Raw genomic sequence first — 23,928 nt, 5'->3', positions numbered from 1 at the left:
CCCATGGATGCGATCATCACTCTCCGCCGTGCTGTCCCTGCAGGCCTCCTGGTCCTGCTGACCACCTCCTGCGCCACGCTGGGCACCCCCGAGGCAGAGGAGGGAGCAGGGACAGAAGCCGGAGCCGAGCAGAGCTCGGGACCGAACTCAGGCGAGGCCTCGGGGTCGAGCTCGGATGGGGGACACAGCGGCGAGGTCCGGATTCCGCAGCACTGGCTGGATATGACCGCCCAGGAGTATCCGGATTCAGAGGGCTTCGAGATGACCAACCCGATGCTGAACTTCGACGATGAGTGCATGCTCTTCGACGAGATGCCGTTGCTCTTCGAGGATCAGACCGTGTCCGGCCCCTCCGGCTTCGGCCCCTATGGAAACCCGAGCGTCCACTACGGCAATGAGCCACGCAGCGATGAGAACTATCGCTACCTCTGCGATCTGCGGGCCAGCGACGAGTCCCGCGACGCGGACGAGAGCTGGGGCACCCCCTCTGTGCAGCTGATGGTCGCCCAGGACACGGACCTCCTCGAAGAGACGGTGGAGGACTTCCTGGACCAGAACCTCCCGGCCCAGGAGAACGATGTGCGGACGGTGGAGATCGACGGCGCCGAGATCCATGTGACCCAGCGGTCCTTCCCCACCAACGAGAACGCCGGCGGGGAGCTGCAGGCCATCTTCTACGACGAGGAGGCCCAGGCGATCTTCCAGATGCGACTGAGCTCCATGGATGAGGACCTCTGGGAGGACCACGGGCACGAAGGCGCCGCCCACGACCTGGCAGAGATGCTGCGCGGCTGATCAGCCGCTTGCGGCCCCTGGCCCTCAGCGGGGAAGCGCGCGGGCGGACTGGCCATGCGGGCCGGTGCGGGCCAGCGGTTCGCCGTCGAGGGCGAGCACGAATCCCTGCCTCTGGACCTCGTCCTGGGACAGCCGCTGCCGAATCCGTGGAAAGACCGTCGGCCCCTCGTTGCTGACCCAGCGGACACCGGATCCTCGCACCTGCGCCAGAAAGCGAGCACGCTCCTCGCGGGGAAGATAGACCAGCACCGCCGAGTGGAAGACCACCGGGACGGTTCCGGCCGGAACCTGAGCCAACAGCCCCGCGAGCTGCTCGTTGAGGTCTCCTCTCGCCAGATGCGGAGGGTCCTGAGCCACCAGCCGTGCCCCGGCATCCAGACGCTCCAGGCGGTGCTCCATACCGGGCCAGACCAGGGCGCGCAGCCAGTCGGCGTCGTCAGCCCGGGTGAGGTCCAGCGGATTCAGGTCCGCACCGGCGCGCCAGGCCACCTCCGGCAAGGTCGACGGCGGCTCCACCCCCTCCAGCGTGCAGTTCAGCTCCACTCCTGAATGCAGCGGGCCTCTCGGACTCAACAGCTGGTCGCCGGGCTGATATCGAAGCGGCCAGGCATCGGGGTAGAGGCACAGTCCCGCAGAGGCACCCACTTCGATCAGCGCCAACGGTCTGCCCACCTCCTCCGCGATCCGTGAGAGGACGAGGTTGAGCACCGCCAGCCGGCCTGGTTCGTTCGTCTGGGTCCGTCGTGCGCGGAGAGTTGCGGCGATGGCTTCCCAGCGCTGGATCACCTGCTCCCGCGCGTGGGACCAGGATCGGAGCTCCACACCGTGGATCCGCGCAGCGGCGAAGAGCAGATTGGGCTGACGCTTGGACTCCGGCACCTCGGCCAGCAGGCGCAGAACCTCGTCATCCGCAGCGGCCGAAGCCGCCCATTCGGCATAGAGCGGTGACACCTCGGCCGCCTCCACCGCAGCGAAGTGCCGGTAGTACTCACGCAGCTGGGCGGCGTCGTCGTCGGGAAGCTCACGCATGGCCCTCACCGTAATGCGCACAGCGGGCAGGTGGATAGACTGGCACAGTGAGCACCAGCGAACTTCCTGAGCAGGTATCCGACCTCTTCGACCCGCAGCAGTGGCGCCCGGTGGAGGGCTTCGACTTCGAGGACATCACCTACCACCGGCGCGTGGAGCGCGACGCCGACGGCGCGATCCTCCGCGACCTGCCGGCCGTGCGGATCGCCTTCGACCGCCCGGAGGTGCGCAACGCCTTCCGCCCCGGCACAGTGGATGAGCTCTACCGGGCGCTGGATCATGCGCGCATGACCCCCGACGTCGGCGCCGTGCTGCTCACCGGAAACGGCCCCTCCCCCAAGGACGGCGGTCATTCCTTCTGCTCCGGAGGCGATCAGCGCATCCGTGGCCGCGACGGCTACCGCTACGCCGAGGGCGAGACCGCGGAGACGGTGGACCCGGCGCAGGCCGGACGCCTGCACATCCTGGAGGTCCAGCGGCTGATCCGCACCATGCCCAAAGTGGTCATCGCGGTGGTCAACGGCTGGGCGGCCGGCGGCGGGCATTCGCTGCATGTGGTCGCCGATCTGACCATCGCCTCCAAGGAGTACGGGAAGTTCAAACAGACCGACGCCACGGTGGGCTCCTTCGACGCCGGCTACGGCTCAGCGCTGCTGGCCCGCCAAGTGGGCCAGAAGAAGGCCCGCGAGATCTTCTTCCTGGCGCGGGAGCACTCGGCCGAGGACATGGTTGCCGCAGGCGCGGTCAACGAGGCTGTGGAGCACGAGCGCCTCGAAGAGGTCGCACTGGAGTATGCGGCGGACATCGCGCGCCAGTCCCCACAGGCGGTGCGGATGCTGAAGTTCGCCTTCAACGCCGCCGACGACGGCCTGGCGGGCCAGCAGGTCTTCGCCGGAGAGGCCACCCGTATGGGCTACATGACCGATGAGGCCGTGGAGGGCCGTGACGCCTTCCTGCAGAAGCGCGACCCCGACTGGAGCGCGCACCCGTACTACTATTAGATAGCAGCAAAACCCCAGGTCAGCGCATTTTCTGCTCGTCGCCGGGCGCACACCGGGCGCAACTTTTCCCGCTGGGCGCAGGAGCAGCACCCACAACGGCGATCCCACGGGCGGACACCTCCACACCGCAGTCTCCACATCCCTGCAGGTCGCAGACCCAGCGCTGCTGCTCTGGCACTGGCGGCTCCACTTTCCTGCCGCACGCCCCTCCGACCAGCCTGCCTGCCTTTGCGCGGAGGGCCAGCCTGTCTCCATGGACGCCCAGCCGACCGGGGGCTCACAAATCTCAGGGAGAAGGTGCACATGTGAAGCGATGGGGGTTGTTCGTTGCGGAAGTGCGGAACTGCGGAAGTTATCTGGCTCTTCGTGTTTGAGGGTGTAGTGGCTGGTGGCGTGGCGATGAGCGGATAGAGGTCGAGGCCTTTCGATGATTGGAGTTACCACACTGCCAATCAGAAAGACCTCGACGTGGCTAAGCCTACTTTCACTGCCCCTGATCTTGATAGCTTCTGCCTGCTTGACCAGCTGGGACTGACCGCGGTCGGTCAGCGCCTCGAGCCCGACCAGGCGGTGTTGGAGTGCCGGGTCATTGATGCGGACCCGTGGTGCCGAGAGTGCGGAGCCGAAGGCCTGGCGCGGGACACTGTGATCAGGAAGCTGGCCCATGTGCCGCTGGGGTGGCGGCCTACCACTCTGTGGGTCCGAGTTCGGCGTTACCGCTGTCCTGGTTGCGCCCGAGTGTGGCGCTAAGACACCTCCACCGCGGCCGCGCCGAGGACGAAGCTGACCCGACATGCGGTGCTGTGGGCACTGAAGAGTCTGGTGATCGACAGGCTCTCAATCGCCCGGATCGCCGCCTCTCTGGCCTCCTCCTGGCACGCCGTCAACTACGCGGTCTTAGACGCCGGCCAGCAGCTGCTGATCAACGACCCCTCCCGCTTCGACGGCGTTCAAGTGATCGGGGTCGACGAACATTGTTGGCGCCATACCGGGCACGGAAGCCACTACGTCACCGTGATCATTGACCTGACCCCCATCAGGGACGGCACTGGCCCTTCCCGGTTGCTGGACATGGTCCCGGGCCGATCCAAGAAGGTCTTCAAGACCTGGCTCGATGACCAGACCAAGGCCTTCCGCGACGAGATCAAGGTGGTGGCCATGGATGGTTTCACCGGCTTCAAAACCGCCGCCGCTGAAGAACTGCCCGAAGCAGTGGCGGTGATCGATCCATTTCACGTCGTGGCTTTGGCAGGTGACGCGCTGGACCGGGCCCGGCAACGAGTCCAGCGCGAGACCCTGGGCCACCGGGGACGCTCTGGGGATCCGCTCTACAGGGCACGCCGAACCCTGCGCACCGGTGCCGGGCTGCTCACCGAGCGCCAACACCACCGCCTGGAGAAGGTATTCACCAGTGATGACCATGTCGAGGTGGAAGCGACCTGGAGCATCTACCAGAAGATCGTGGCCGCCTACCGCAACCCTTCACGGCTCGAGGGCAAGAAGCAGCTGCAGGAAGTCATCGCCTCGCTTAGCCGCGGAGTGCCGAAGCGACTGACCGAACTGGTCAGCCTAGGCCGGACCTTCAAACGCCGCGCCACCGACATCCTTGCCTACTTCGACCGTCCCGGCACATCCAATGGCCCAACTGAAGCGATAAATGGTCGCCTCGAACACCTACGCGGCACCGCCCTGGGATTCAGGAACCTCACCAACTACATCACCCGAGCCCTACTGGACACCGGAGGATTCAGGCCCCTCCTACACCCTCATCTGCGATGAGCCCGTTATGCTCACCAATCTGAGCACGCAACGCAGCATCAGCACCCGTTTCCTCACCACCAGAAAACGGCAACGACAGATCAATACTCAACACAGCAAGCTTGATCTGCAGCAGCGCCGCCTGAGCCTTCAACCCCTCAGACTTCTGCTGCAGCCCCCGTCCCTCATCCACGAAATCCTGCAACGCAGCAGCCGCTGAGCCCATCGCATCAGCCCAGTCCTCCACCACACCAGGGACCGTGTCCATCGCAGACCACACCGTCTGCTGGGTCTCCGGCTGCTGATAGGCCTGCTCCAACCCACCCCAGGACGAACCGATCCCCGACATCGCAGAAGCCGCATCAGCAGACGCCTGCGCATAGGCCCGAGCCCTGAGTGGTCATCCTTCTTCAGCGTTCAATGGGTAGCTATCCACGTTCCTTCCTGACCCCTCATGGGATACGCAGGAACCGACCACTGCTACTACAACTTCATGTTCACCATCATGATTTTCTTCATGGGTGACGACGGCTTGAGCGCCGTAGTCCTGGCTGTTCCCCCAATTCCGTTGAAAAGTCACACGCGTGACCTCGTTGCTGCTCTGAACTTGGGAGCGATCTTCTCTATCACCAGACTTCCACCCCATTTCAGGCCAAGACGTCTCGAGCTGAACAAGAATCTCTTCCGCCTCTTCAGCAGAGGAGGCCTGGCTCACGAACCTCGCACTCAACCTAGTTCGATCTCCTGGTTCTTCGTCAGGGGATACCCCTTCGGTGCATGTCGTTTCCTGAATATGTCCTGTCAAGTCGAAATCCGCCGAATGTGCGGCACGGAGTAGTCCAGGGAGGGACTCAGCCATCTCATCAACCACACTTGTGAACTCTTCCTCGTTCATTTCAGGCTCCTCAGAGGATTCTTCTCCACCACAACCCGTTGCACCCAGAATAGCCAGCATCGTGACCGCAACTATACGATTCATTCGAAACATTCCATCAATCTCCAGCGCCAATCTCAACAGAGGGAGCGTAATTCTCGATTACCTTCTGTTGCGCCTCGGCTGGGTCCGTCGTGGAAAACACTTCACCATTGGGCATTTCGACCTTAAAAGTAAGCTCAGGAAAGAAAACCCTTCGAAAGCCGTCTCGATGTGTTCGTCCATTAGCTCTTGGTCTACGTAACCACCAGCCACAGCTCCCTCACCCAGCGCTACCGCACGCAAGGCATTCAACGCATCTGAATTTTGAACGTAGTAGTTGCTATGCCCACCGCCCAGATAGTCCCCGTCTTCCAGCATGCGCCGCCCACTAGGACTATCTGGGTCTGGCATCGTTCCAGATTCCAAACGCGTGGCACCCAAATCATCGAGCATGTGCTCTTCAAAACTATTCTCAAGATGATTCGTGTAAGGCATGAGACCTCGCGCCCTCATTGCAATATCATCGCGAGTCTCCACCCAATAGATATCTACATCAGGGTTCGCAAGGTCGCTTTTCTCCTGCACTCCCATCCCAAACCCAACTGGACCAGCAATCGCCAGGGAGTCAGCTTTGACTCCATGAGTATGACTATCATCACTCACAGTAGAGCCCACAGCATCTTCTGCCGACGCAGTTCCCACGACTGCAGCCCCGAAGCTGTGAGCGTCGTAACTTACATAAGTGTCTTCATAATCAATTTCTTTTCGGAGAGCATAATCAAAGGCCGCAAGATCAACTGCCCCCTCATAAACCATTGCTTCCGCCTCATTCAACGGCATGCCGTTCTCGAGGACGTTCTCTGGCGTATCCATACCCCGAGAGGGTCTCAGCCCCCATATCGAAAATCGCCATGGCGGCAACACACTCCGTTCCAGCTATCGGCTACAAACATCCAGCAACACTGATACAGCAACAACGTCAAAGACATGAGCACCTACTGACTTACATGAGCCCAGTCCCGCGGCGGCCTGACCAGTGCCACACACCTAGCATGAACTTATTTCCCAGCAGAAAGTCAAGATAGATCACATGTAGTGCGTAAACCCCCAGCTCAAATCCAGGCTGTGTAGAGGAAAACGAGGGATCCGCAACCTGGCAGTAACCTACACACAACAAAGACTTCATGTCCTGATGAACACGTGTCTCAGACTCGCGAAGGTCCTGTCTTTGTGCCTATTCTGAGGCCAGAACGGCAGATGCAGCACACGGGGAATCGGAACGGGATGACACCAGCAGATCCAGCAGAGCGTCGCCGTCGTCGCCAAAAAACCCTGAGCTTCAGCGACGAGACACTACGCCCAGAGCAAAGACCCTCCCCCTCCCCCGCCCAAAAAGTTCAAACAGCCGACCGCGCGGAACCAGCGCCTCAGCGCGGACGCCGCAGCGCCCCACAGTTCTCCGGCCCTCTGAAGGCACCCGGAAAAACACTCCCCCAACGCGCACGAAACTCCTCCACCCGAACACACACCGGACCTTCCCTGGCAGATGCCGCTGTCCGCAGCCGCACACAGCCGAACCGCCCGGAGAAAGCGCCGAAGCGGCGCTTCCCCTCGGCAGGCACCCTAACCGCCGCGACCCTTGTGACCGTGGCCCTGGGCGCTGGAATCTTCACCTGGCAAACTTCGGACGGCACGGGCGCGGCAGAACACACCGTCGGCAGCGAAGACTGGATATCCTCCGCCCCAGAAGTCACCTCTGCGGAAGAAGCCCTCACCGAGAACTACACCGAGGAGCTATGGAGCCACAGCCTCGATCCAGAGGATCAGGCCCCCTGGCTCGAGGCCGGCGTCCTCCTTGCTGACAGCGAGGATGACGACCTGGTCCTTCTCGACACCGAAACCGGCCAGGAAAAAGCCCGCGTTCCGCTGGAAGGCACCGCCGAATACACCGTCGAGTTCCTCGCCGAAGGTGTTCCTGCCGCAGGCGTCTATACGGGCGAGCAGTTCGTCGCCATCACTGCCGAGGGTGAAGGCCAGACCTGGGAACTGGAGGATGGGCAGCAGCCCAGCTCTATGGGCACCACCCCCATGGTGACCTCCGAGGAGGGAGAGACATCGGCGCTGCTCTTCGGAGAAGAGGAACCGGTGGAGGCGGAGGGGAACCCCTACTACTACTGACGTTGACTCTGGCGTTTCTGCCGGTATGAGCACGTTTTCGCGCTCAAAACGACCAGAACGCCAGAGTCAACGAGCATCTGGCCGCGGGCTGAGACCGACGGGCACCCTCAGTGGGATCCCGCGGCGAGCTCCTGCCGAACGATCTCGGCTCCGGCGCTCAGGGCCTCCAACTTGCCCCGGGCGACCTCCCGGGCCAGCGGGGCCATACCGCAGTTGGTGGAGGGCCAGAGCTTGTCGGCGTCGACATACTGCAGTGCGGTGCGCAGCGTGGCGGCCACCTCCTCCGGAGTCTCGACGGCGGTGCTCGCCACGTCGATCGCCCCCACCATCAGCGTCTTACCGCGGACCAGCTCCATCAGCTCCGCGGGGACGTGGGAGTTGTGGCATTCCAGAGAGATGATGTCCAGGCTGGAGCGCTGCAGCTCGGGGAAGATCTCCTCATACTGGCGCCACTCCGAGCCCAGGGTCCTCTTCCAGCTGGTGTTGGCCTCGATGCCGTAGCCGTAGCAGATGTGGACCGCGGTCTCGCACTCCAGTCCTTCGGCGGCCCGCTCCAGGGCGGCGACGCCCCATTCCTTGACCTCGTCGAAGAAGACGTTGAAGGCGGGCTCGTCGAACTGGACGATGTCCACCCCCGCGGCAGCCAGCTCCTTGGCCTCCTGGTTGAGGATCTCGGCGAACTTCCAGGCGAGATCCGCCCGGCTGCCGTAGTGGTCGTCGTAGAGGGTGTCGACCATGGTCATCGGGCCGGGAAGCGCCCATTTGATGGGAGCGTCGGTGTGCTGACGCAGGTTCTCGGCGTCGGCGACGAAGACCGGGTCCCTGCGCGTCACCTCGTCGACCACCACCGGCACGGAGGCGTCGTAGCGGTCGCGGATCCGCACCGTCTTCCGGTTCTCGAAGTCCACTCCGTCGAGGTGCTCGATGAAGGTGGTGACGAAGTGCTGGCGGGTCTGCTCACCGTCGCTGACGACGTCGACGCCGGCTTCCAGCTGATCTGCCAAGGACAGCCGCAGAGCGTCCCTCCGGCCCTCTGCCAACTCCTCGCCGTCGAGCTTCCACGGCGACCAGAGGGTCTCTGGCTGCGCCAGCCAGGAGGGCTTGGGCAGGCTTCCGGCAGTGGAGGTGGGGAGCAGCTTGTTCATGACGTCTTTCCCTGCGGTGCGTGGTGGTGATCCGAGAAGCGAGCAGACCATTGCTCGAACTTCTCCTGGTGCGGCGCGATGAGCGTCTCCTGGGCGAATCTGCCCTGCTCCGCACCGAGGCGGGCGCGCTCCTCCCGGTCGTAGACGATCCCGGTGGGCGTGTAGTCGGCATGGTCGAGGCTGGGCCGGTAGGACTGGCCGGCGGGAGTGTTCGCACTGTAGATCTCCGGACGGTAGATCTTCTGGAAGGTCTCCATCGTGCTGATCGTGGCGATGAGCTCCAGATCGGTGTAGTCCTCGGTGAGGTCGCCCAGGAAGTAGAAGGCCAGCGGGGCGGCGCTGCCCGGCGGCATGAAGTACCGGACCCGCATCCCCATCTTCCCGAAGTACTCATCGGTCAGCGAGTATTCGTCCTGCTGGTATTCGACGCCGAGGACGGGGTGGCTGTTCTCGGTCCGGTGGTAGGTCCTGCTGCTGGAGACGCTGATGCAGATGACCGGCGGCTTGCCGAAGTGCTGCGTGTAGGCCTCGGACTGCAGGAAGCCCTTGAAGAGGTTTCCGTGCAGCACCCCGAAGTCCTCGGGGAGGCCGGAGTCCGGGTGGTTCTGGGCGTGCTCGCGCAGCCGGATGCTGAAGTCGTAGTCCCGCACGTAGGAGGAGAAGTTGTTGCCCACGATGCCCTCGCTCCGCTGCCCGAGACGTCGGTCCACGATGCCGGTCTGCAGCATCTCGATCAGGGGGAAGGACTCCAGGCCGCCGTCGCCCTCGAGATCGATGTTCACCGAGATGATGTCGAGCTCGACCGAGCAGCGGCCGCCCTCCTCATCGCCGGCCAGCGCGTTGAAGCGATCGTCGATCATCTGCAGGGCCCGGCGCAGATTCTCCCGCCGGCCCTCACCCCGGGCGAGGTTGGCGAAGTTGGTGGTCAGGCGGGTGTCACCCAGAGGCTTGTAGTCTTCGTCGAACCGGGTCTTCTCGATGGAGAACGTCAGATCTGTCATCTGGACTCCACCAGCCGGACGGTGTGATCGTGCACGGACAAGCGTGCGCCCCTTTCCGAGATGATGAGCAGGAATCCGCGACGCGGAAGATATATTCAACTGAACACTATTCGCCGGAGCATACATGCGCAAATCAGGACTGCGGCTCCGTCCGGTGGCCTCGATCGGCACGGTTGGGTGGGGTCCAGGGCATTCTGACCACTCAGACGTGCCAACCGACGGAGGGTCAGCCCGCCAGGGACTCCAGCCAATCGCCCCAGTGCTGTTTCCAGCGTTCGGCGGCCTCCGGGTCCGGGAGCTTCTCATGCGTGACCGCAAGCTTGGCGCCCGCCGACGCCTGCTCCAGGCGGAACTGGAGGACGCCCAGCTCCTCACCTGACTCGGCGTCGCTCAGGGAGAACTTCGGCGCCTTGGTCGTGGGCTTGGACCGGGGCACTGAGCTGAGCCCCGGGAGCAGGGCGGCCCGTGCGGCGTCGTCATTGAGACGCTCGCGGAACTCTTCGGCGTCCAGGTCCAGAGTTTTGGAGCGGGAGACGCTGAAGGTTCCGTCCTGCATCTGGCCGGGCAGACGGCGGCCGGTGAGCCGCTCGTAGCCCACCGTCACGCCCTGAGCCCACCAGCCGTCGACGCCGTACTCCTCCACCAGCCAGGCGGCGATGGTGGCGTGGCTGGCCTCCCGGCCGGGGCCAGCGTCGATCACGGCCACCCAGTCGTCCCAACCGCGGCCGGTATTCTCACGGATCTTGGCATCGCTGACATCAGGAGCTGCGCCCTGCTCGCCCATCGTGTCCTCCTGTCTCCGTGATCAGCCCTGCGGGGCGGGTGTCTGCTGATACGACGCCAGACGCCACTGACCGTCCACGTGTACGTAGACGCTGGTCATCCAGGCATCGAAGGTGGGCTCATCCTCGCCCCGCCAGGCCCTGCCGCGATAGACCAGAACCGCGGAGTCAACACCCTCATGCACCAGCCGCTCCTCGGAGATCTCATAGGAACTCCAAGGCGGGGCATCGTTGAGGGAGGCGACCACCTGATCACGGTCCAGGACGAACCCCTGGGACAGGGTCATGACCGCGTTCTCAGTCATGACCCGCCCATAGAACTCGGCTCCGGTGCCGCTGGACAGGGACTTCCACCCGTGGTGCTCCAGGTCCATCAGCGCGGCGAGGCTCATGGGCGCCATCCTAGGTGGAGGACCAGGGTCTGGGCACCCGGTTCAGTTCTGCCAGCGCTGGATACTCGACTCAAGGAAGGAGGCAGACTCTTCCAGGCTGAGCTTCCCCTGGGCGAGGTCGAGGATGTAGTCGAACACCGCATCATTGTCCGCAGTAAGCCTGGCTCCGTTGCGCCGAACACCGAGGCCACAGGGCGCGCGAGGGCAGACTCCGGCAGCCCTTCGTCACACACATAGAAGCCGAGGCGTTCGACGACGCTCAGCGCCGCTTCGAGGCTGAGCCGCCTCATCAGGCGTCAGCGAGACGCTCGATGACATCGCCATACCGCTCAAAGGCGTAGTCGAGGACCTCATCGACCTGTCGCTGCTCCTCTTCGGCCTCGACAAGTCGCGCCACACTCTCCGTGATGAGCGCATGCTTGGAGACGTGCCGCCGGGCGGCGATCGCCTCCACCTGCTTCTCCAGCTCCTCAGGAAGTCTCAGTGTCATAGCCATACCAGAATGGTATGAACCGGCTGTGCAGGACGAGAGCTCCGAGGGTGGCAGCCCCGAAGACTGAATCACCCGTCCTTCTCCACCGGCATCCAGAGCTCGCAACTGGCCTCGGTCCCCGAGAAGCTCAGGTGCCGGAGCAGGGTCGGGCCGGGGCGCAGCCGCCACGGGTTCGAAGGGAACCAGTCAGTGGCGGTGGCCGCCCACAGCTTCTGCAGCACCTGCGGATGCGGTCCCTCGGAGGCGAAGACGGCCCAGTGGCCGGCCCCCACAGTGATCGAGTCCAGTCCCTGCGGAACCTCGGTCCCTTCGGAGAGCACGACGCCGTGCAGGTAGGTCAGCACAGACCCCTCTGCGGCATCGGGCTCAGAGCCAGAGGTGACCGAAAGGATTCCGGAGGGTTCGGCGTCGTTGATCTCCTTCAGGCAGTGGTTCTGCTCATCGGTGATCGATTCGACATGCTCCTGGATATGAGGGTTCACGCCCTCGTAGATCAGCGGCACCTCGGCGGCGTGGCCGGCCAGGGTGAGCTGGGGCTTCTCAGTGATGGTGACATCCATGAGGCCATTCCCTTCTACGCTGAGGCTGAACCTCAGCGTGGATTGTGTGCGGAGAGGACCACCGCTGCGCCGCACCTCAGCGGGACCAGCACCGTGCACCGAGCGGAACGCCCGACCGAAGGCCTCAGCTGAGCCATAGCCGTACTTCACGGCGATCTCCAGCAGCCCCTCACCGGTATGGGTGAGATCGGCTGCGGCCAGCGTCATTCTGCGGCGGCGCACGTACTCCGAGAGGGGCATCCCTGCCAGCGAGGAGAACATCCGGCGAAGGTGGTATTCGGTGGTGGCGTGCCGCCGGGCGAAGCCGGCCCAGTCGATCTCACCGGTGAGCTGTTGCTCCACGGTGCTGATCAGTGCGTTGAGTGTGCGGATCATGCGGTCACCCTCCTGACACCATCCATCCTCGGATCCGGGAGGGGCCGTGACCCGATAGTTCCGAACACCTTCGATCAGCTCAGGACCAGACTCTCAACGGGCGACCTTCTTGGGGAAGATCACTGCTGCCAACCAGACAGCCACAGCGACGAAGCCCGCGCACCACAACAGCCCGATCCACCACTCATCCCCCGGATTCTGCCCATTGAGCAGCGCCCGGGAAGCGTCGATGATCGGGGTCATAGGCTGATTCCCCGCGAACCCGGCCAGCCAGTTCGGCATGGTCTCCACGGGGACGAAGCCGGAGGAGACGTAGGGCAGGAACAGCAGGATGAACCCGTATCCGCTGGCCGCCTCGGCCGAACCGGCCACCATACCCAATACGGCGAAGACCACCGTGATCACCAAGATCCACAGCGCGATCATCCCCACCGCACCGGCGAACTGCAGAACTGTGGCCTCAGTACGGAAGCCCAGCGCGAAGGCCACTGCGACCACCACCAGGGTGGCCAGCATATTGCGCACCATGGACGAGACCGTATGCCCCAGCAGCACAGTCACCGCGGGAAACGGCATGGTCCGCAGCCGGTTCATGAACCCGGTGGTCATGTCATTGGAGACGACGACGGCGGTGTAGGAGGCGCCGAATCCAGCCGCCGTCAGCGCGATGGCGGGCAGCACATAGGCCAGGTAGTCGCCACGGTCCCCGCCCTGCCCGGCGGCGATGGACTCGCCGAAGATGAAGGTGAAGATCAGCATGAGCATCAGCGGCAGCAGGATCGCCATCAGGAGCGATTCGGCGTCGCGGAAGGAGTGCTTCAGGCTGCGACTGCTGAAGACCCACAGCCCCGTGAGGAAGCTGGCCTGCAGCGGAGCCTGAGCGGAGCGGCTGTCCCGTGCGGAACGCCTGGACTGATCAGCATGGTGAGTCCGGACAGTGGTGGTCATGCGGCGCTCTCTTTCTGTGCAGTGTGGCTTGCGGATCCTCCGGTGAGCTCCATGAACACCTCATCCAGAGTCGGACGGCGCACTGTGACTGTGGCCGCGGAGCGCCCCTGGCTGAGGGCTTGAAGGTGCCGGCTGATATCTGACGCCGAGCCATGGGTGGGGATCTCCTCGAGGAGGTGGCCGGCGTCGTCGTGGAGCTGAATGGTGGCTCCGCCCACACGCTCCTTGAGCTGCGGGGCGGTGCCGGAGGCGATGATGCCGCCGTCGTTGAGCACCATGATCTGGTCTGCCAAGACATCGGCCTCCTCCAGGTACTGAGTGGTCAGAAGGATGGAAGTGCCTGCGTCCGCCAGGACGCGGATCTCATCCCAGAGCGCCTGTCGACTGCGGGTGTCCAGGCCGGTAGTGGGCTCGTCCAGGAAGATCAGCTGCGGTTCCGCGATCAGGCTGGCTGCGATGTCCAGCTTCCGGCGCATACCCCCGGAATAGGTCGCGACCCTCTTGCCCGCAGAGTCGCTCAGCTCGAATCGTCCCAGCAGCTGCTCGGCACGCCTGCGGGCCTCACGAGCGGAGAGACCGAAGAGCCGGCCCATCATCAGCATGTTCTCCATGCCGGTGAGCTGGCCGTCCACCGTGGCGTATTGGCCGGTCAGGGAGATCAGTCCCTGCAGCTTTCGGCGGTCCCTCTGCGGATCCAGCCCCAGAACCCGAACCTCCCCTACGCTGTAGGGAATCAGAGAGGAGAGGATGTTGACCAGCGTGGTCTTACCCGCACCGTTGGGCCCCAACAGCGCATGGATGCCTGGCGGCAGAGTGAGATCCAGGTCCTTCAGGACGTGGTGATCCCCGTAGCTCTTGGCGAGTCCAGAGATCTCGATCAGCGAATCATCTGTGTATTCCATATACTGAGTATGACACACACTGTATATCTCGTATACACATCAGGCTCAGGAACCTCAGTGAGAGAATGTACCTATGGCTGACACCACTGAGACCGGGCTCCCCCGCGCCGTGACCATCGCCTGGGGCATGCAGGAAGCGCCCCAGCGGGGACCCAACCGCGGCCTGAGCCATGAGCGGATCGTGGCCGCAGCCATCGAGATCGCTGACACTCAGGGACTCAGCGCGGTGACGATGCAGGCGGTGGCGAAGTCACTGGGCTTCACCACGATGTCGCTCTACCGCTACGTCTCCAGCAAGGAGGAGCTTCTGCAGCTGATGCAGGATGCCGCACTGCCGCTGCAGGAGAAGGTGAAGCTCCCCCAGAGCTGGCAGCAGGGGCTTCGGGCCTGGGCCAATCTGCTCCGCGAGGCCTACCGGAGCCACCCATGGGTGCTGGATCTACCCCGAGGGCAGGCTTCAGTACTGATGCCCAACTCCATGCGGGCCGCAGACCTGGGCCTCCAGGCCATGCGGGAGCTCCCGCTCAGCGATTTCGAGAAGGTCGGCATCATCCTGGTCATCTCCCAGCACGTGGCCGCCGCTGTGGAGCTGGAGCAGAATCTGGCTGCAGAGGACGAGGTCGAGATCTCCCAGGAGGGTATGGACACACTGCGGGAAGTGGTGACTGCAGAGCGCTTCCCCCACCTGGTCCCGGTCATGGACACAGGAGGCTACGTCGCCGGTGCCCCCGCAGAGGCCGATGATGAGGGCGTGGACCCGGAATATGACCTGGGCCTGGACCTGATCATCTCCGGACTGGAGCAACGGATCAGCACCCAGGGCTGATCCACGCGGAACGGTCAACCGCCACGCTCCTCAGGCGGAGGCGATCTTCCAGGCGATGCCGTCGGGGTAGGTGAAGCAGCCCACGCTCCCGCCCCACTCCTGCGCGGAAGGTGCCACAGTGATGACAGCGCCGGCCTGCACCCTCGGGGCCAGGGCCGCAGCATAGAACTCCTGGGCGGCTGAGGGGTCCTCAGCCCCGAGGATCGCGATGTTCAGCGGCAGCGACATAGTGGGCTCTCCCCTCCGCCGGTGATCCGCTCAGTCCTCGAGCTCGCCGATCTCGAACTCGGCCAGCTGGTCCTCAGGGTCCTCTTCGCCTCCGTGCTGACCCTCGAAGTCCTCGGTGGCGTCGGTGCCGCAGAGCGCCTCGATCCGGTCAGCGCCGCCCGGGTGCTCCTCGATCCATTCGGTCAGGTCATAGGCCACACCATCGATCGCAGCCCAGCAGGACTCGGGGCTGTCGTTCTGCTCGACCTCCTCCATGGTGACCACGTCATCCTCGGTGGCATCGTCCTGACCGGCGGCGTCGGCGTCGTCGTCAGCGGCCTCATCCTGGCCGGCCTCATCCTGCTGCGCCGGATCCTCCTCGACGTCGGCGTCGACCTCACCCGGATCGCTCAGCGCGCAGGCGCCGAGTGTCAGCGCGCCGGCCGCGGCGAGCGGGATCAGGAGGCCGCGGCGCAGCAGCGGGGATTCGGGGGACATGGAGTTCTGGGGGCGGATCATGAGGCAGTCGTCTCCTGTTCGACTCGGCTGGGAGAAGGCTCCGCAGCTGCGGACGTGGGGCCGCGGCGCGCAAAGGTCCAGGCGCACAACCAGGTGCACAGCACCACGGCGGCCAGGGAACCGGCCACGTGGACATCCACTGTCTGCGGACCGCCCAGGGCGGCCTGGAGGAAGGTCAGGCCGAAGAGCACGACGCCGGCCGCCGCCGCCCACACGCCGGTGCGGGTGACTGCTGCGCGCAGCACCAGCAACGCTGCCAGCAGGCCTGTGGTCACGTGCAGAGCGACAGCCGCGGTCCCATGCAGGTCCAGTCCGGCGCCGGTGTCGACCACCTGCCCGGCTGAGACGAACAGTCCGCCCAGCGAGGCCAAGCTCAACACCACGGCGCATCGGGCCGCGATCAGCAGCAGGTGTGCACGGCTCATCAGGAAGGGCGTCCTCCGCTCAGTTCCCTGGTCAGACGGGAGGGTCACCCGTCTAGGGCCATCGTAGAGAACAACGCCTGAAGATTACACTGAACCGGAGAGAATCACTCCTGACCGCCCACCGAAGAGGAGCGCTATGCCCTGGTTCGCCTGGATCGCCATTGTGGCGATCGTGATGGTCACGATCGCTCAGCTGGTCAGCATGGCCACCGGACGGAAGCTCTCGCGCGGCGAAAGCCCCGCTCGGTGAGCGCCTGGGTCCGCGCCGCCCTGGAGGATCTCCGCGCAGCCCTCTCCGGACAGAGCGCTCCGCTGGAGTTTCTTCCGGCGGAAGATGGCGCGCCGCGCTGGGTCCGGCGGCCTGACGCGGCGAGCACCGGGACCGCCGTCGTGGTGCGCACCTCCGGGTCCACCGGTATGCCCAAAGAGACGCTGCTGTCCGCCGAGAATCTGCGTGCCTCCGCTGAGGCCACCGCTGAGCATCTGGGCGGTCACGGGCAATGGCTGCTGACCCTGCAGCCCAATTATGTGGCCGGGCTGGCGGTGCTCAGCCGCTCCCTGCAGGCCGGGACCGAGCCGGTGGTGCTGCTGGCGCGAACCACCGACCCGCAGGACTTCGCCGCCGCGGCCGAACAGCTCACCCATCAGCGGCGCTACGTCTCCCTGGTGCCCACTCAGCTGCAGCGGCTGATGGGCCATATCTCGGTTGAGGACCAGACCCCCGACGGCGGCCGGCTGCTGGCTGTGCTGCGGCGCTTCGATGCGATCCTGCTGGGCGGCGGGGCCACCTCCCCCGAGCTCTTCGGCCGGGCGCAGGAGCTCGGACTGACCGTGATCCGCACCTACGGGATGAGCGAGACCGCCGGCGGCTGCGTCTACGACGGCATCCCGCTGCCGGGGGTGACGGTGGAGACGAACGACGACGGACTCCCTGGTGCCGAGACGAACGACGCCGCCGCGGCCGGTCCGGTGCTGCTGTCCGGTCCGATGGTGGCTCTGGGCTACCGCGATCCGGAGCTGACCGCCGCGCGGTTCGGCACCGATGCCCAGGGACGGCGCCAGTACCGCACCGACGACCTCGGCCGGCTCAGCCCCGAGGGGCGGCTGTCGATCATCGGACGCGCCGATGACGTGATCAACACCGGTGGGGTGAAGGTCTCGGCCGAACGGATCCGTCAGGTGCTGGAGGCAGACCCCCAGGTCAGCGAGGCTTTCGTGGCCGGCGTCGAGGATCCTGAATGGGGGCAGCAGGTGGTGGCCGGCGTCGTGGGCTCCGGGGAGCCGGACACCCAGCTGGACGCGGAGGGGCTGCGCCAGAGCGTGCGCGAGCAGCTCGGCGCCGCTGCCCCGCCCAAGCGGATCCTCCCCCTGAAGGGGCTTCCCCGGTTGGCCAACGGCAAGCCGGACCGGCAAGAATTGCTCAGGCTCTTGCAGAGCCCACCCGCACCGCCTGCCCCCTAGGAGACTTATGGCCACGCTGACGGAATGGACCGCAGGAGCACGCCTGCGCACACTGCCGATGGCGGTGGCACCGGTGCTCATCGGTGCGGCGGCGGTCTTCGGAGAGCCGGATGCTTCCGGCTGGCTCTCCGCTCAAGGCTCCGCCGAGGGCAGCTCCGCGCAGATCGGGCTGCTCCAGCTCGGCGTCGCGGCCCTGGCGCTGGTCGTCTCGCTGGCTCTGCAGGTGGGTGTGAACTACGCCAACGACTACTCCGACGGCATCCGCGGCACCGACGACGAGCGCGTGGGACCCATGCGGCTGACCGGCTCCGGCGCCGCCGAACCGCGGCAGGTCAAGGCGGCGGCCTTCGGCTGCTTCGGTGTGGCCGGACTGGCGGGCCTGGTGATCGTGGCCCTGACCGGCCAGTGGTGGCTGATCGCCGCGGGGGCGATCTGTGTGCTGGCGGCCTGGTGGTACACCGGTGGTTCGAAGCCCTACGGCTACCTGGGCCTGGGCGAGGTCATGGTCTTCATCTTCTTCGGACTGGTGGCAACACTCGGCACCTCCTACGCGATGGTAGCGACAGCCGCCGCACGCGAGGTCAGCGCAGAGTTCCCCCTGGCCGAGGCGCTGATCGGCGCGGTCTCCCATGGGCTGATCGCCAGTGCCCTGCTGATGGCCAACAACGTCCGGGACATCCCTACGGACCGGGAGTCCGGGAAGATGACTCTGGCGGTGCGGCTGGGCCAAGGCCGCGCACGCTCAAGCTACGCGCTGATGGTGACAGTCGCCGTCGCCCTGCCGCTGGGGCTGATGTTCCAGGGCCCGCAGAGCCTGTGGTTCCTGCTGGTGGTGGCCTCCTGGCCGCTGTGCTTCCGGCCGATCGCAACGATGGTCCGCCGGCCGAACCTGGCCCGCGGCCCGGAGCTGATCCCGGTGCTGCAGCAAACCGGGATGATCGGGCTGGCCTTCGCCGCGACCTACTCGGCCTCGCTGCTGCTGAGCTGAGGATCAGCTGCTGGGCTGAGGATCACCACCGCTTCAGGCGGGGCGACCCTCCGGGCCGAGTCCGCCCTCGACGTCGTCCCCCGGCTTCTCGTCTGAGTCCTCGCCGGGCTTCTTCCGGTCCTGCTGGTCCTGCTGCTTCCGGTTCTGGGCCCGCTTCTTCCGCTCCTGCTCGGCGCGCTTGCGGGCCTCCTCCTCACGGCGCTGCTGCTGGCGACGCTCGAACTCAACCTTGCGGAGGAACTCCGGGTCGTCGTCGGGCGCGGACGGCCCGGGGCGCACCTGATTGTCGCGGGTGCGGGTCTCACGGATGCGGCCGAAGCCCAGCCACAGCCCGGCTCCGATGATCGGGACCAGCACGATGACTGCCATCCAAGCAGACTTAGGCATCACACGGACCCGGTGACGCGGAGTCTGGATGCTCTCCACGAGGCTGTAGATCATCAGCCCCAGGCCCACGATTCCCACTGGGATCAGGATTCGCAACACGTTCGCTCGCTCCCGTCACGTCCATTGCCTGAGCCGGAATCCCGGCTCACTGTCCTTCCAGCCTAGTCTCCCGTCCACCCGTGCGAAAATGGAGGAATGGCTGTTCTGAAATACACCCTGCTCCGCCTCGCGACGTTCTTCATCATCTTCGGAGCGTGCCTGCTGTTGGAGGTCGGCATGGTCTTCGCACTCGTCGCGGGCCTGGTGGGCGCCTGGGCGGTGGCCTATCTCTTCTTCAACAGACTGCGCCTGGAGGCCGGCGCGCAGGTGGCCCGGAAGGTGGGCTCTGACACGCGCCGCCGAAGCCGCTCCGAGCAGAGCGACAACGACGCCGAAGACGCCCTGGCCGAGGACTACCACGAAGACCGCTGAGCTGCCGCCTCCCCAGCGTGAAGGCGATTCGAGCGGGGTTTTGGCCCTTATGAACGGATTTGGGCCTCCATAAGGGCCAAAACCCCGCTCGAATCGAATCCGGGTGCGCTGATCCCCTACTCCGGCAGGCCGGCGTAGGAGTGCAGGCCGGGGAAGTACACGTTGACCACGGCGTAGTTGAAGATGATGCAGGCGAAGCCGATGATCGACAGCCAGGCCGAACGGCTGCCCGTCCAGCCGCGGGTGGCCCGGGCATGCAGGTAGCCGGCGTAGACCACCCAGATCACGAAGGACCAGACCTCCTTGGTGTCCCAGCCCCAGTAGCGGCCCCAAGACTGCTCAGCCCAGATCGCTCCGGTGATCAGCGGGCCCATGGTCCAGAAGACGAAGCCGACGGCGTTGAACCGATAGGCCCAGTTCTCCAGCGCCACGGCGGAGGGCACCAGGCGCAGGAACTGCCAGCGGGCCACACCGCCGCTCTGGCCCTCGGCCTCAGCATCGCTGGATTCTACGGCCTGCTCACGCCGCTGCTGGATCAGCTGCAGCACATTCATCGCGAAGGTCAGGGTGAACAGGCCGATGGCGGTGGCCGCCAGCGAGACGTGGATCCAGATCCACGGGTTCTGCAGCGCGGGCTGGACGTGGCCCACCGGCGTGGGGAAGCCGATCGTGGCTCCCATCATCATGACGACCACCAGGCCGACGGCGAAGACGCCCAGGAAACGCACGTCGCGGCGGATCAGCGCCACGAGGTAGACCAGAGAGACAATCAGCGCGGCGGAGGTCAGGAACTCGAACATGTTGGCCCAGGGCACGCGGTTCGCGGCGATCCCGCGGGTGATCACGGCGAAGGCGTGGGCCAGTGCGGCCACCACAGTCAGCGCGACTGCCACATTGGCGACCGGGCGCTTGGTGCCGGTGTAGGCCATCTCGTCATCCACGAGGTCCGTGGAGTCAGCGCCCTCGGAGTTCGCTGGTCCCGTTCGGTCACCGCCGCTGCCGGAACTGCCTGCCCCGACGCCAGCCGGTTCGCGGTGCCGTTCAGCAGCCAGCTCGGCCTCCACACGACGGATCGTCGCTGAGCTGCGCACCATATCGATGGTGAAGGCGATGAAGGCCATAGTGTAGATCGAGGCGGCGATCAGCATGAACAGCTCGCTGTACTCAGCCAGCTGTTCATCGATGGGTCGCAGGGTCGACATGAATGTCATGATCAGTTCTCCTCCGGAGCGCGGACCGGCCATCTCTTCTCGAAATCGGAGCGCAGTGCAATGTTCTCATCCCGCAGCGAGAAGTCCTCGCCTCGGGACAGCAGGCCGTAGCGCACCAGCACCCGGCCCTCGTCTGTGGTCTCCACGGTCACCCAGGCGCGACGCCGGCGGATGAACAGGGTCATGATCAGCCCACCCAGCGCGGTCAGGGCGAAGACCAGAACCCCCGCCTGACCGGGGTTGTAGTGGACGTCGACGGCCATATAGTCGACGACCTCGTCGAAGCTGATGGAGCCCATGCCGTCGGGCAGCTCATAGGTCTGCCCCGGCTCCAGCACGATGCCCCCGGCCTCGGCGCTGCGCGAGTTGAGCTCCTCCAGGTTCTCCGTGTCCAGCACGTAGACGTTCTGCGGCGTCCCCTCGTCCAGGCCGAGGTCGCCGTAGTAGGAGTTCAGCTGCAGCTGCGGGTTGCCCAACTCGGGGTCCACGGAGACGGCCAACCCGTCCTCCGCCTCATGGGAGGTCGGCAGGAACAGGCCCTGGAATCCGAGCTGCTCGGGCTGAGCGTCGGGTGCCTTGATCACCATCATTGAGGTGTAGACGGAATCCTCCGGGCGGGTCACCACCGGACCGGAGAAGGCCACGTCCCCGTTGCCGTCCTCCACCGTGACCACCGGCGCGTAGCCGTTGCCCACCAGGAAGACCCGAGCCCCGCCGAGGGTCAGCGGCTCGTTGACGCCGAACTCCTCCTGACGGGGCTCCTCATCGGTGCTCTCCTGGACGGTCACATCGGCAGTGAAGTCCAGGGCCTGGCCGAAGTACTCCTCGGACTGGCGGTCGAAGACGCGGTCGAAGTCGTTCAGCGTGACCGAGAACGGGTGCAGCTGGTCCTCGTCGAAGTAGGTGCCCGGGTAGAAGTTGTCATAGGCCACCAGGGCGTTGACGAATCCTTCGTCCTCCATGATGATCTTCTGTCCGCGATAGCTGAACATGGATCCCAGTGCTACAAAGACCAGCACGCCCACCAGCGCGATGTGGAAGAGCAGGTTGCCGACCTCTTTGGAGTAGCCCTTCTCCGCACCGATGGAGGCCGGGACCTGATGGCCACGGGCGTCGGTGCCGGCTTCACGCACGTCGGTCCGGTAGCCGCGCTTCTTCAGGATGCGCTGGGCATCCTGGATGACCTGCTCGGCGGCGGGCGCGTCGGCGTCGTCGCCTGCGGCGGTCGCCTCCAGCTCCAGGGCGCCGTATTCGGGCAGCTTCTCCAGCCGTCGCGGGGTCCGCGGCGGGGCCGAACGCATGTGCTGCCAGTGCTTGCGAGTGCGCGGCAGGATGCAGCCGATCAGTGAGATGAACAGCAGCAGGTAGATCGCCGAGAACCAGACCGAGGAGTAGACGTCGAAGAACTGCAGGAAGTCCAGGATCGGCCCGATCGTCGGATTCTCCTCGATCCAGGTCTGCACAGCGAACGAGTCCTGAACGCGCTGAGGCCAGATGGACCCCGGCACAGCGGCCACCGCCAGCATCAGCAGTAGCATCAGGGCAGTGCGCATGGAGGTCAGCTGGCGCCACGCCCAGCGCAGCATGCCGGTGAGGCCCAACGAGGGCAGCGTGACGTCCGAGCGGTCCTGGGCGGCGTCCTTGTGGTCGGCAGGGATGTACTGCCCTGCCTGCCGCCGCTTGGCCGCCTTCTGCCGGTCCTTCTTCTCACTCATCAGATGGGCATCACAATCTCGTTGGCGAACCAGTCCTGCAGGGCATAGACCCAGGTGTTCCAGATGCCGGAGAGCATCAGCAGCCCGACGACGATCAGCATGCCGCCGCCTACACGCATCACTGCGGCCTTATGCCGCTTGAAGAAGTCCAGTGCCCGCATGCCTCGCTGCATCCCCAGGCTGATCAGGATGAACGGGATGCCCAGGCCCAGACAGTAGATGAACATCAGCAGGGCCCCGCGGGCGACGTCGGCGTCGGTGCCGTAGGCCAGCAGCAGGACCGCAGAGAGGGTCGGGCCGATGCACGGCGCCCACCCGATGCCGAAGGTCGCACCCAGCACGGGGGCGCCCAGCAGCCCGTCCGGCGGCTTGCGGTGAATCTTGGCCTCCCGCTGGAAGGCGCTGAAGGCCCCCATGAAGATCAGGCCCATGAGCACGACGACGGCGCCCAGCACCTGGGTGACCCAGCCGCCCTCGATCCGCAGCCAGGTGGTGGCGTAGGTGAAGACGGCGCCGATCAGCACGAAGACTGCTGAAAAGCCCAGCACGAACAGCGCCGCACCCAGGACCATCCGGGAACGGGCCCGCTCCTGCAGCGCGGTGCCGGAGAGGCCGGTGACATAACCCAGATAACCGGGGACCAGCGGCAGCACGCAGGGCGAGAGGAAGCTGACCAGGCCGGCCAGCAGTGCGATCGGCGCTGAGATCAGCAGGGACCCGTCCAGCACGTACTCGGCGAAGCGATTGTTCGCCGCCGCGACCGGAAGTGCCGCCTCAGCCGCAGGCAGGATCCCGGGAGGCATCAGGCCTCGCTCTGGGCGGTGTCGATCAGGGCACGCAGCGTGCCGGGTTCGGCGATCCCGATGATCCGGGCGGAGACGCGGCCTTCCTGGTCCAGCACCAGAGTGGTGGGCACAGCCGAGGGCGGCACGTAGTCGGTCATGGAGAACATGACTTCGCCGCCGCGGTCCTCCACTGAGGGGTACTCGATCTCGAAGCGACGCTCGAAGGCCTCAGCCGTGGGCTGGGTGTCACGAGTGTTCACCCCGAAGAACTGGACGCCGTCGTCCTCATACTCGCTGTGGATCTCGGCCAGATCGGGGGCCTCCACGCGGCAGGGAGCACAGGCGGCGTACCAGAAGTTGATGACGGTGACATCGCCCTGCCAGGTCTCGGGGCTGATGGTGGTGCCGTCGAAGAGCGTGGATTCGAACTCGACCGGTTCACCGCGCTCCTCCGGGGCGAACTCCTGGACCGACCCGTCTCCAGCGACGTAGTTGCTGCCGTCATTGGCGGCACGCTCCGCCAGCTCGTCGTTCTGATCGGTGCCGCAGGAGGTCAGCGCAAAGATCCCGGCGAGCGCTGCGGCGGCCAGGACTGAGGGGCGCAGTCGGGAGTGACGCGTGGCGGTAGTCGTCATCAGCAGATGATTCTACGCCTTCT

Annotated in this window: 27 protein-coding genes and 1 pseudogene; 8 read left to right on the top strand and 20 right to left on the bottom strand. The window is 65.3% G+C overall.

The window, feature by feature from the left end:
- Positions 1 to 3: 3 nt before the first annotated feature.
- The gene (locus tag JOF45_RS00525; protein WP_210047304.1) at positions 4 to 795 is read left to right on the top strand and encodes a hypothetical protein; all 792 of its coding nucleotides are present in this window, start codon (positions 4 to 6) and stop codon (positions 793 to 795) included.
- 24 nt (positions 796 to 819) lie between these two features.
- Here JOF45_RS00525 and JOF45_RS00520 read toward each other — a convergent pair whose 3' ends face one another.
- Positions 820 to 1,824: a DUF2332 domain-containing protein gene (locus JOF45_RS00520; RefSeq protein ID WP_210047303.1), complete on the bottom strand. Its 1,005-nt coding sequence runs from the start codon at positions 1,822 to 1,824 to the stop codon at positions 820 to 822.
- 47 nt (positions 1,825 to 1,871) lie between these two features.
- Here JOF45_RS00520 and JOF45_RS00515 point away from each other — a divergent pair, with 47 nt between their 5' ends.
- Complete coding sequence (locus tag JOF45_RS00515; protein ID WP_210047302.1) at positions 1,872 to 2,825, top strand: 1,4-dihydroxy-2-naphthoyl-CoA synthase; 954 nt, start codon at positions 1,872 to 1,874, stop codon at positions 2,823 to 2,825.
- A gap of 468 nt (positions 2,826 to 3,293) precedes the next feature.
- Positions 3,294 to 4,604, top strand: a pseudogene (locus tag JOF45_RS00510) (ISL3 family transposase).
- Here the strand turns inward: JOF45_RS00510 and JOF45_RS00505 are convergent.
- From JOF45_RS00505 to JOF45_RS00495, 3 genes are all read right to left on the bottom strand, one after another.
- Positions 4,573 to 4,902, bottom strand: coding sequence for a hypothetical protein (locus JOF45_RS00505; protein ID WP_210047301.1), 330 nt, complete (start codon positions 4,900 to 4,902; stop codon positions 4,573 to 4,575). The pseudogene JOF45_RS00510 and the gene JOF45_RS00505 overlap by 32 nt on opposite strands.
- An 81-nt stretch (positions 4,903 to 4,983) precedes the next feature.
- Positions 4,984 to 5,598, bottom strand: coding sequence for a hypothetical protein (locus tag JOF45_RS00500; protein WP_210047300.1), 615 nt, complete (start codon positions 5,596 to 5,598; stop codon positions 4,984 to 4,986).
- Positions 5,599 to 5,619: 21 nt separating this feature from the next.
- A complete protein-coding gene (locus tag JOF45_RS00495; RefSeq protein WP_210047299.1) occupies positions 5,620 to 6,372 on the bottom strand; it encodes a hypothetical protein in 753 nt (250 codons plus the stop codon).
- A gap of 774 nt (positions 6,373 to 7,146) precedes the next feature.
- Here JOF45_RS00495 and JOF45_RS00490 point away from each other — a divergent pair.
- Positions 7,147 to 7,677: a hypothetical protein gene (locus JOF45_RS00490; RefSeq protein ID WP_210047298.1), complete on the top strand. Its 531-nt coding sequence runs from the start codon at positions 7,147 to 7,149 to the stop codon at positions 7,675 to 7,677.
- A 107-nt stretch (positions 7,678 to 7,784) separates the two neighbouring features.
- On the opposite strand, the gene JOF45_RS00485 is transcribed toward JOF45_RS00490, so the two are convergent.
- The 8 genes from JOF45_RS00485 to JOF45_RS00445 form a co-directional block, all read right to left on the bottom strand.
- The gene (locus JOF45_RS00485; RefSeq protein ID WP_210047297.1) at positions 7,785 to 8,822 is read right to left on the bottom strand and encodes a methionine synthase; all 1,038 of its coding nucleotides are present in this window, start codon (positions 8,820 to 8,822) and stop codon (positions 7,785 to 7,787) included.
- Positions 8,819 to 9,823: a putative oxygenase MesX gene (locus JOF45_RS00480; protein WP_210047296.1), complete on the bottom strand. Its 1,005-nt coding sequence runs from the start codon at positions 9,821 to 9,823 to the stop codon at positions 8,819 to 8,821. Before JOF45_RS00480 ends, JOF45_RS00485 begins: the two co-directional genes overlap by 4 nt.
- A 226-nt stretch (positions 9,824 to 10,049) precedes the next feature.
- A complete protein-coding gene (locus tag JOF45_RS00475; RefSeq protein WP_210047295.1) occupies positions 10,050 to 10,607 on the bottom strand; it encodes a DUF4287 domain-containing protein in 558 nt (185 codons plus the stop codon).
- Between the two features lie 21 nt (positions 10,608 to 10,628).
- Positions 10,629 to 10,997, bottom strand: coding sequence for a nuclear transport factor 2 family protein (locus JOF45_RS00470; protein ID WP_245324094.1), 369 nt, complete (start codon positions 10,995 to 10,997; stop codon positions 10,629 to 10,631).
- 289 nt (positions 10,998 to 11,286) lie between these two features.
- The gene (locus tag JOF45_RS00460) at positions 11,287 to 11,493 is read right to left on the bottom strand and encodes a CopG family ribbon-helix-helix protein (RefSeq protein ID WP_245324093.1); all 207 of its coding nucleotides are present in this window, start codon (positions 11,491 to 11,493) and stop codon (positions 11,287 to 11,289) included.
- 65 nt (positions 11,494 to 11,558) lie between these two features.
- Entirely contained in the window at positions 11,559 to 12,425 is an 867-nt protein-coding gene (locus JOF45_RS00455) for an AraC family transcriptional regulator (RefSeq protein ID WP_210047293.1), read from the bottom strand.
- Positions 12,426 to 12,518: 93 nt separating this feature from the next.
- Positions 12,519 to 13,373 carry an ABC transporter permease gene (locus tag JOF45_RS00450; protein WP_210047292.1) on the bottom strand — a complete coding sequence of 285 codons (855 nt, stop codon included), beginning with the start codon at positions 13,371 to 13,373 and terminating at the stop codon, positions 12,519 to 12,521.
- On the bottom strand, positions 13,370 to 14,275 hold the full coding sequence (locus tag JOF45_RS00445) for an ATP-binding cassette domain-containing protein (protein ID WP_210047291.1): 906 nt from the start codon (positions 14,273 to 14,275) through the stop codon (positions 13,370 to 13,372). The genes JOF45_RS00450 and JOF45_RS00445 overlap by 4 nt, the downstream gene beginning before the upstream one ends.
- 73 nt (positions 14,276 to 14,348) lie before the next feature.
- Here JOF45_RS00445 and JOF45_RS00440 point away from each other — a divergent pair, with 73 nt between their 5' ends.
- Positions 14,349 to 15,101, top strand: coding sequence for a TetR/AcrR family transcriptional regulator (locus JOF45_RS00440; RefSeq protein WP_210047290.1), 753 nt, complete (start codon positions 14,349 to 14,351; stop codon positions 15,099 to 15,101).
- Between the two features lie 30 nt (positions 15,102 to 15,131).
- Here JOF45_RS00440 and JOF45_RS00435 read toward each other — a convergent pair whose 3' ends face one another.
- The 3 genes from JOF45_RS00435 to JOF45_RS00425 are packed head-to-tail and all read right to left on the bottom strand — an operon-like array spanning position 15,132 to position 16,252.
- Positions 15,132 to 15,329 carry a hypothetical protein gene (locus JOF45_RS00435; protein ID WP_210047289.1) on the bottom strand — a complete coding sequence of 66 codons (198 nt, stop codon included), beginning with the start codon at positions 15,327 to 15,329 and terminating at the stop codon, positions 15,132 to 15,134.
- Between the two features lie 30 nt (positions 15,330 to 15,359).
- Positions 15,360 to 15,827: a cytochrome b5 domain-containing protein gene (locus tag JOF45_RS00430; protein WP_210047288.1), complete on the bottom strand. Its 468-nt coding sequence runs from the start codon at positions 15,825 to 15,827 to the stop codon at positions 15,360 to 15,362.
- Complete coding sequence (locus JOF45_RS00425) at positions 15,824 to 16,252, bottom strand: hypothetical protein (protein WP_210047287.1); 429 nt, start codon at positions 16,250 to 16,252, stop codon at positions 15,824 to 15,826. The genes JOF45_RS00430 and JOF45_RS00425 overlap by 4 nt, the downstream gene beginning before the upstream one ends.
- A gap of 246 nt (positions 16,253 to 16,498) precedes the next feature.
- Between JOF45_RS00425 and JOF45_RS00420 the strand changes: the two genes are divergently transcribed.
- Both JOF45_RS00420 and JOF45_RS00415 read left to right on the top strand, forming a co-directional pair.
- Positions 16,499 to 17,713 (top strand): AMP-binding protein, encoded by a 1,215-nt coding sequence (locus JOF45_RS00420; RefSeq protein ID WP_342591349.1) that lies wholly within the window; start codon positions 16,499 to 16,501, stop codon positions 17,711 to 17,713.
- 7 nt (positions 17,714 to 17,720) lie between these two features.
- Complete coding sequence (locus tag JOF45_RS00415; protein WP_210047286.1) at positions 17,721 to 18,701, top strand: 1,4-dihydroxy-2-naphthoate polyprenyltransferase; 981 nt, start codon at positions 17,721 to 17,723, stop codon at positions 18,699 to 18,701.
- A gap of 33 nt (positions 18,702 to 18,734) precedes the next feature.
- Here JOF45_RS00415 and JOF45_RS00410 read toward each other — a convergent pair whose 3' ends face one another.
- Positions 18,735 to 19,187, bottom strand: a complete 453-nt coding sequence (locus tag JOF45_RS00410) for a PLD nuclease N-terminal domain-containing protein (RefSeq protein WP_342591348.1) — start codon at positions 19,185 to 19,187, stop codon at positions 18,735 to 18,737.
- Positions 19,188 to 19,283: 96 nt separating this feature from the next.
- Between JOF45_RS00410 and JOF45_RS00405 the strand changes: the two genes are divergently transcribed.
- Entirely contained in the window at positions 19,284 to 19,559 is a 276-nt protein-coding gene (locus JOF45_RS00405; protein WP_210047285.1) for a DUF4229 domain-containing protein, read from the top strand.
- A gap of 116 nt (positions 19,560 to 19,675) precedes the next feature.
- Here JOF45_RS00405 and ccsB read toward each other — a convergent pair whose 3' ends face one another.
- From ccsB to JOF45_RS00385, 4 genes are read right to left on the bottom strand one after another with little or no spacing between them, the layout of a single operon-like run.
- Entirely contained in the window at positions 19,676 to 20,770 is a 1,095-nt protein-coding gene (gene ccsB, locus JOF45_RS00400; protein ID WP_245324092.1) for a c-type cytochrome biogenesis protein CcsB, read from the bottom strand.
- A gap of 2 nt (positions 20,771 to 20,772) precedes the next feature.
- Positions 20,773 to 22,485 carry a cytochrome c biogenesis protein ResB gene (resB, locus tag JOF45_RS00395; RefSeq protein ID WP_210047284.1) on the bottom strand — a complete coding sequence of 571 codons (1,713 nt, stop codon included), beginning with the start codon at positions 22,483 to 22,485 and terminating at the stop codon, positions 20,773 to 20,775.
- Positions 22,485 to 23,288 (bottom strand): cytochrome c biogenesis CcdA family protein, encoded by an 804-nt coding sequence (locus tag JOF45_RS00390; RefSeq protein WP_210047283.1) that lies wholly within the window; start codon positions 23,286 to 23,288, stop codon positions 22,485 to 22,487. Before JOF45_RS00390 ends, resB begins: the two co-directional genes overlap by 1 nt.
- Positions 23,288 to 23,905, bottom strand: a complete 618-nt coding sequence (locus JOF45_RS00385) for a TlpA family protein disulfide reductase (RefSeq protein ID WP_210047282.1) — start codon at positions 23,903 to 23,905, stop codon at positions 23,288 to 23,290. Before JOF45_RS00385 ends, JOF45_RS00390 begins: the two co-directional genes overlap by 1 nt.
- Positions 23,906 to 23,928 lie beyond the last annotated feature (23 nt).

This window comes from Nesterenkonia lacusekhoensis, from assembly GCF_017876395.1.
GTDB lineage: Bacteria > Actinomycetota > Actinomycetes > Actinomycetales > Micrococcaceae > Nesterenkonia > Nesterenkonia lacusekhoensis.
This window is presented reverse-complemented; position numbering and strand designations above follow the sequence as displayed.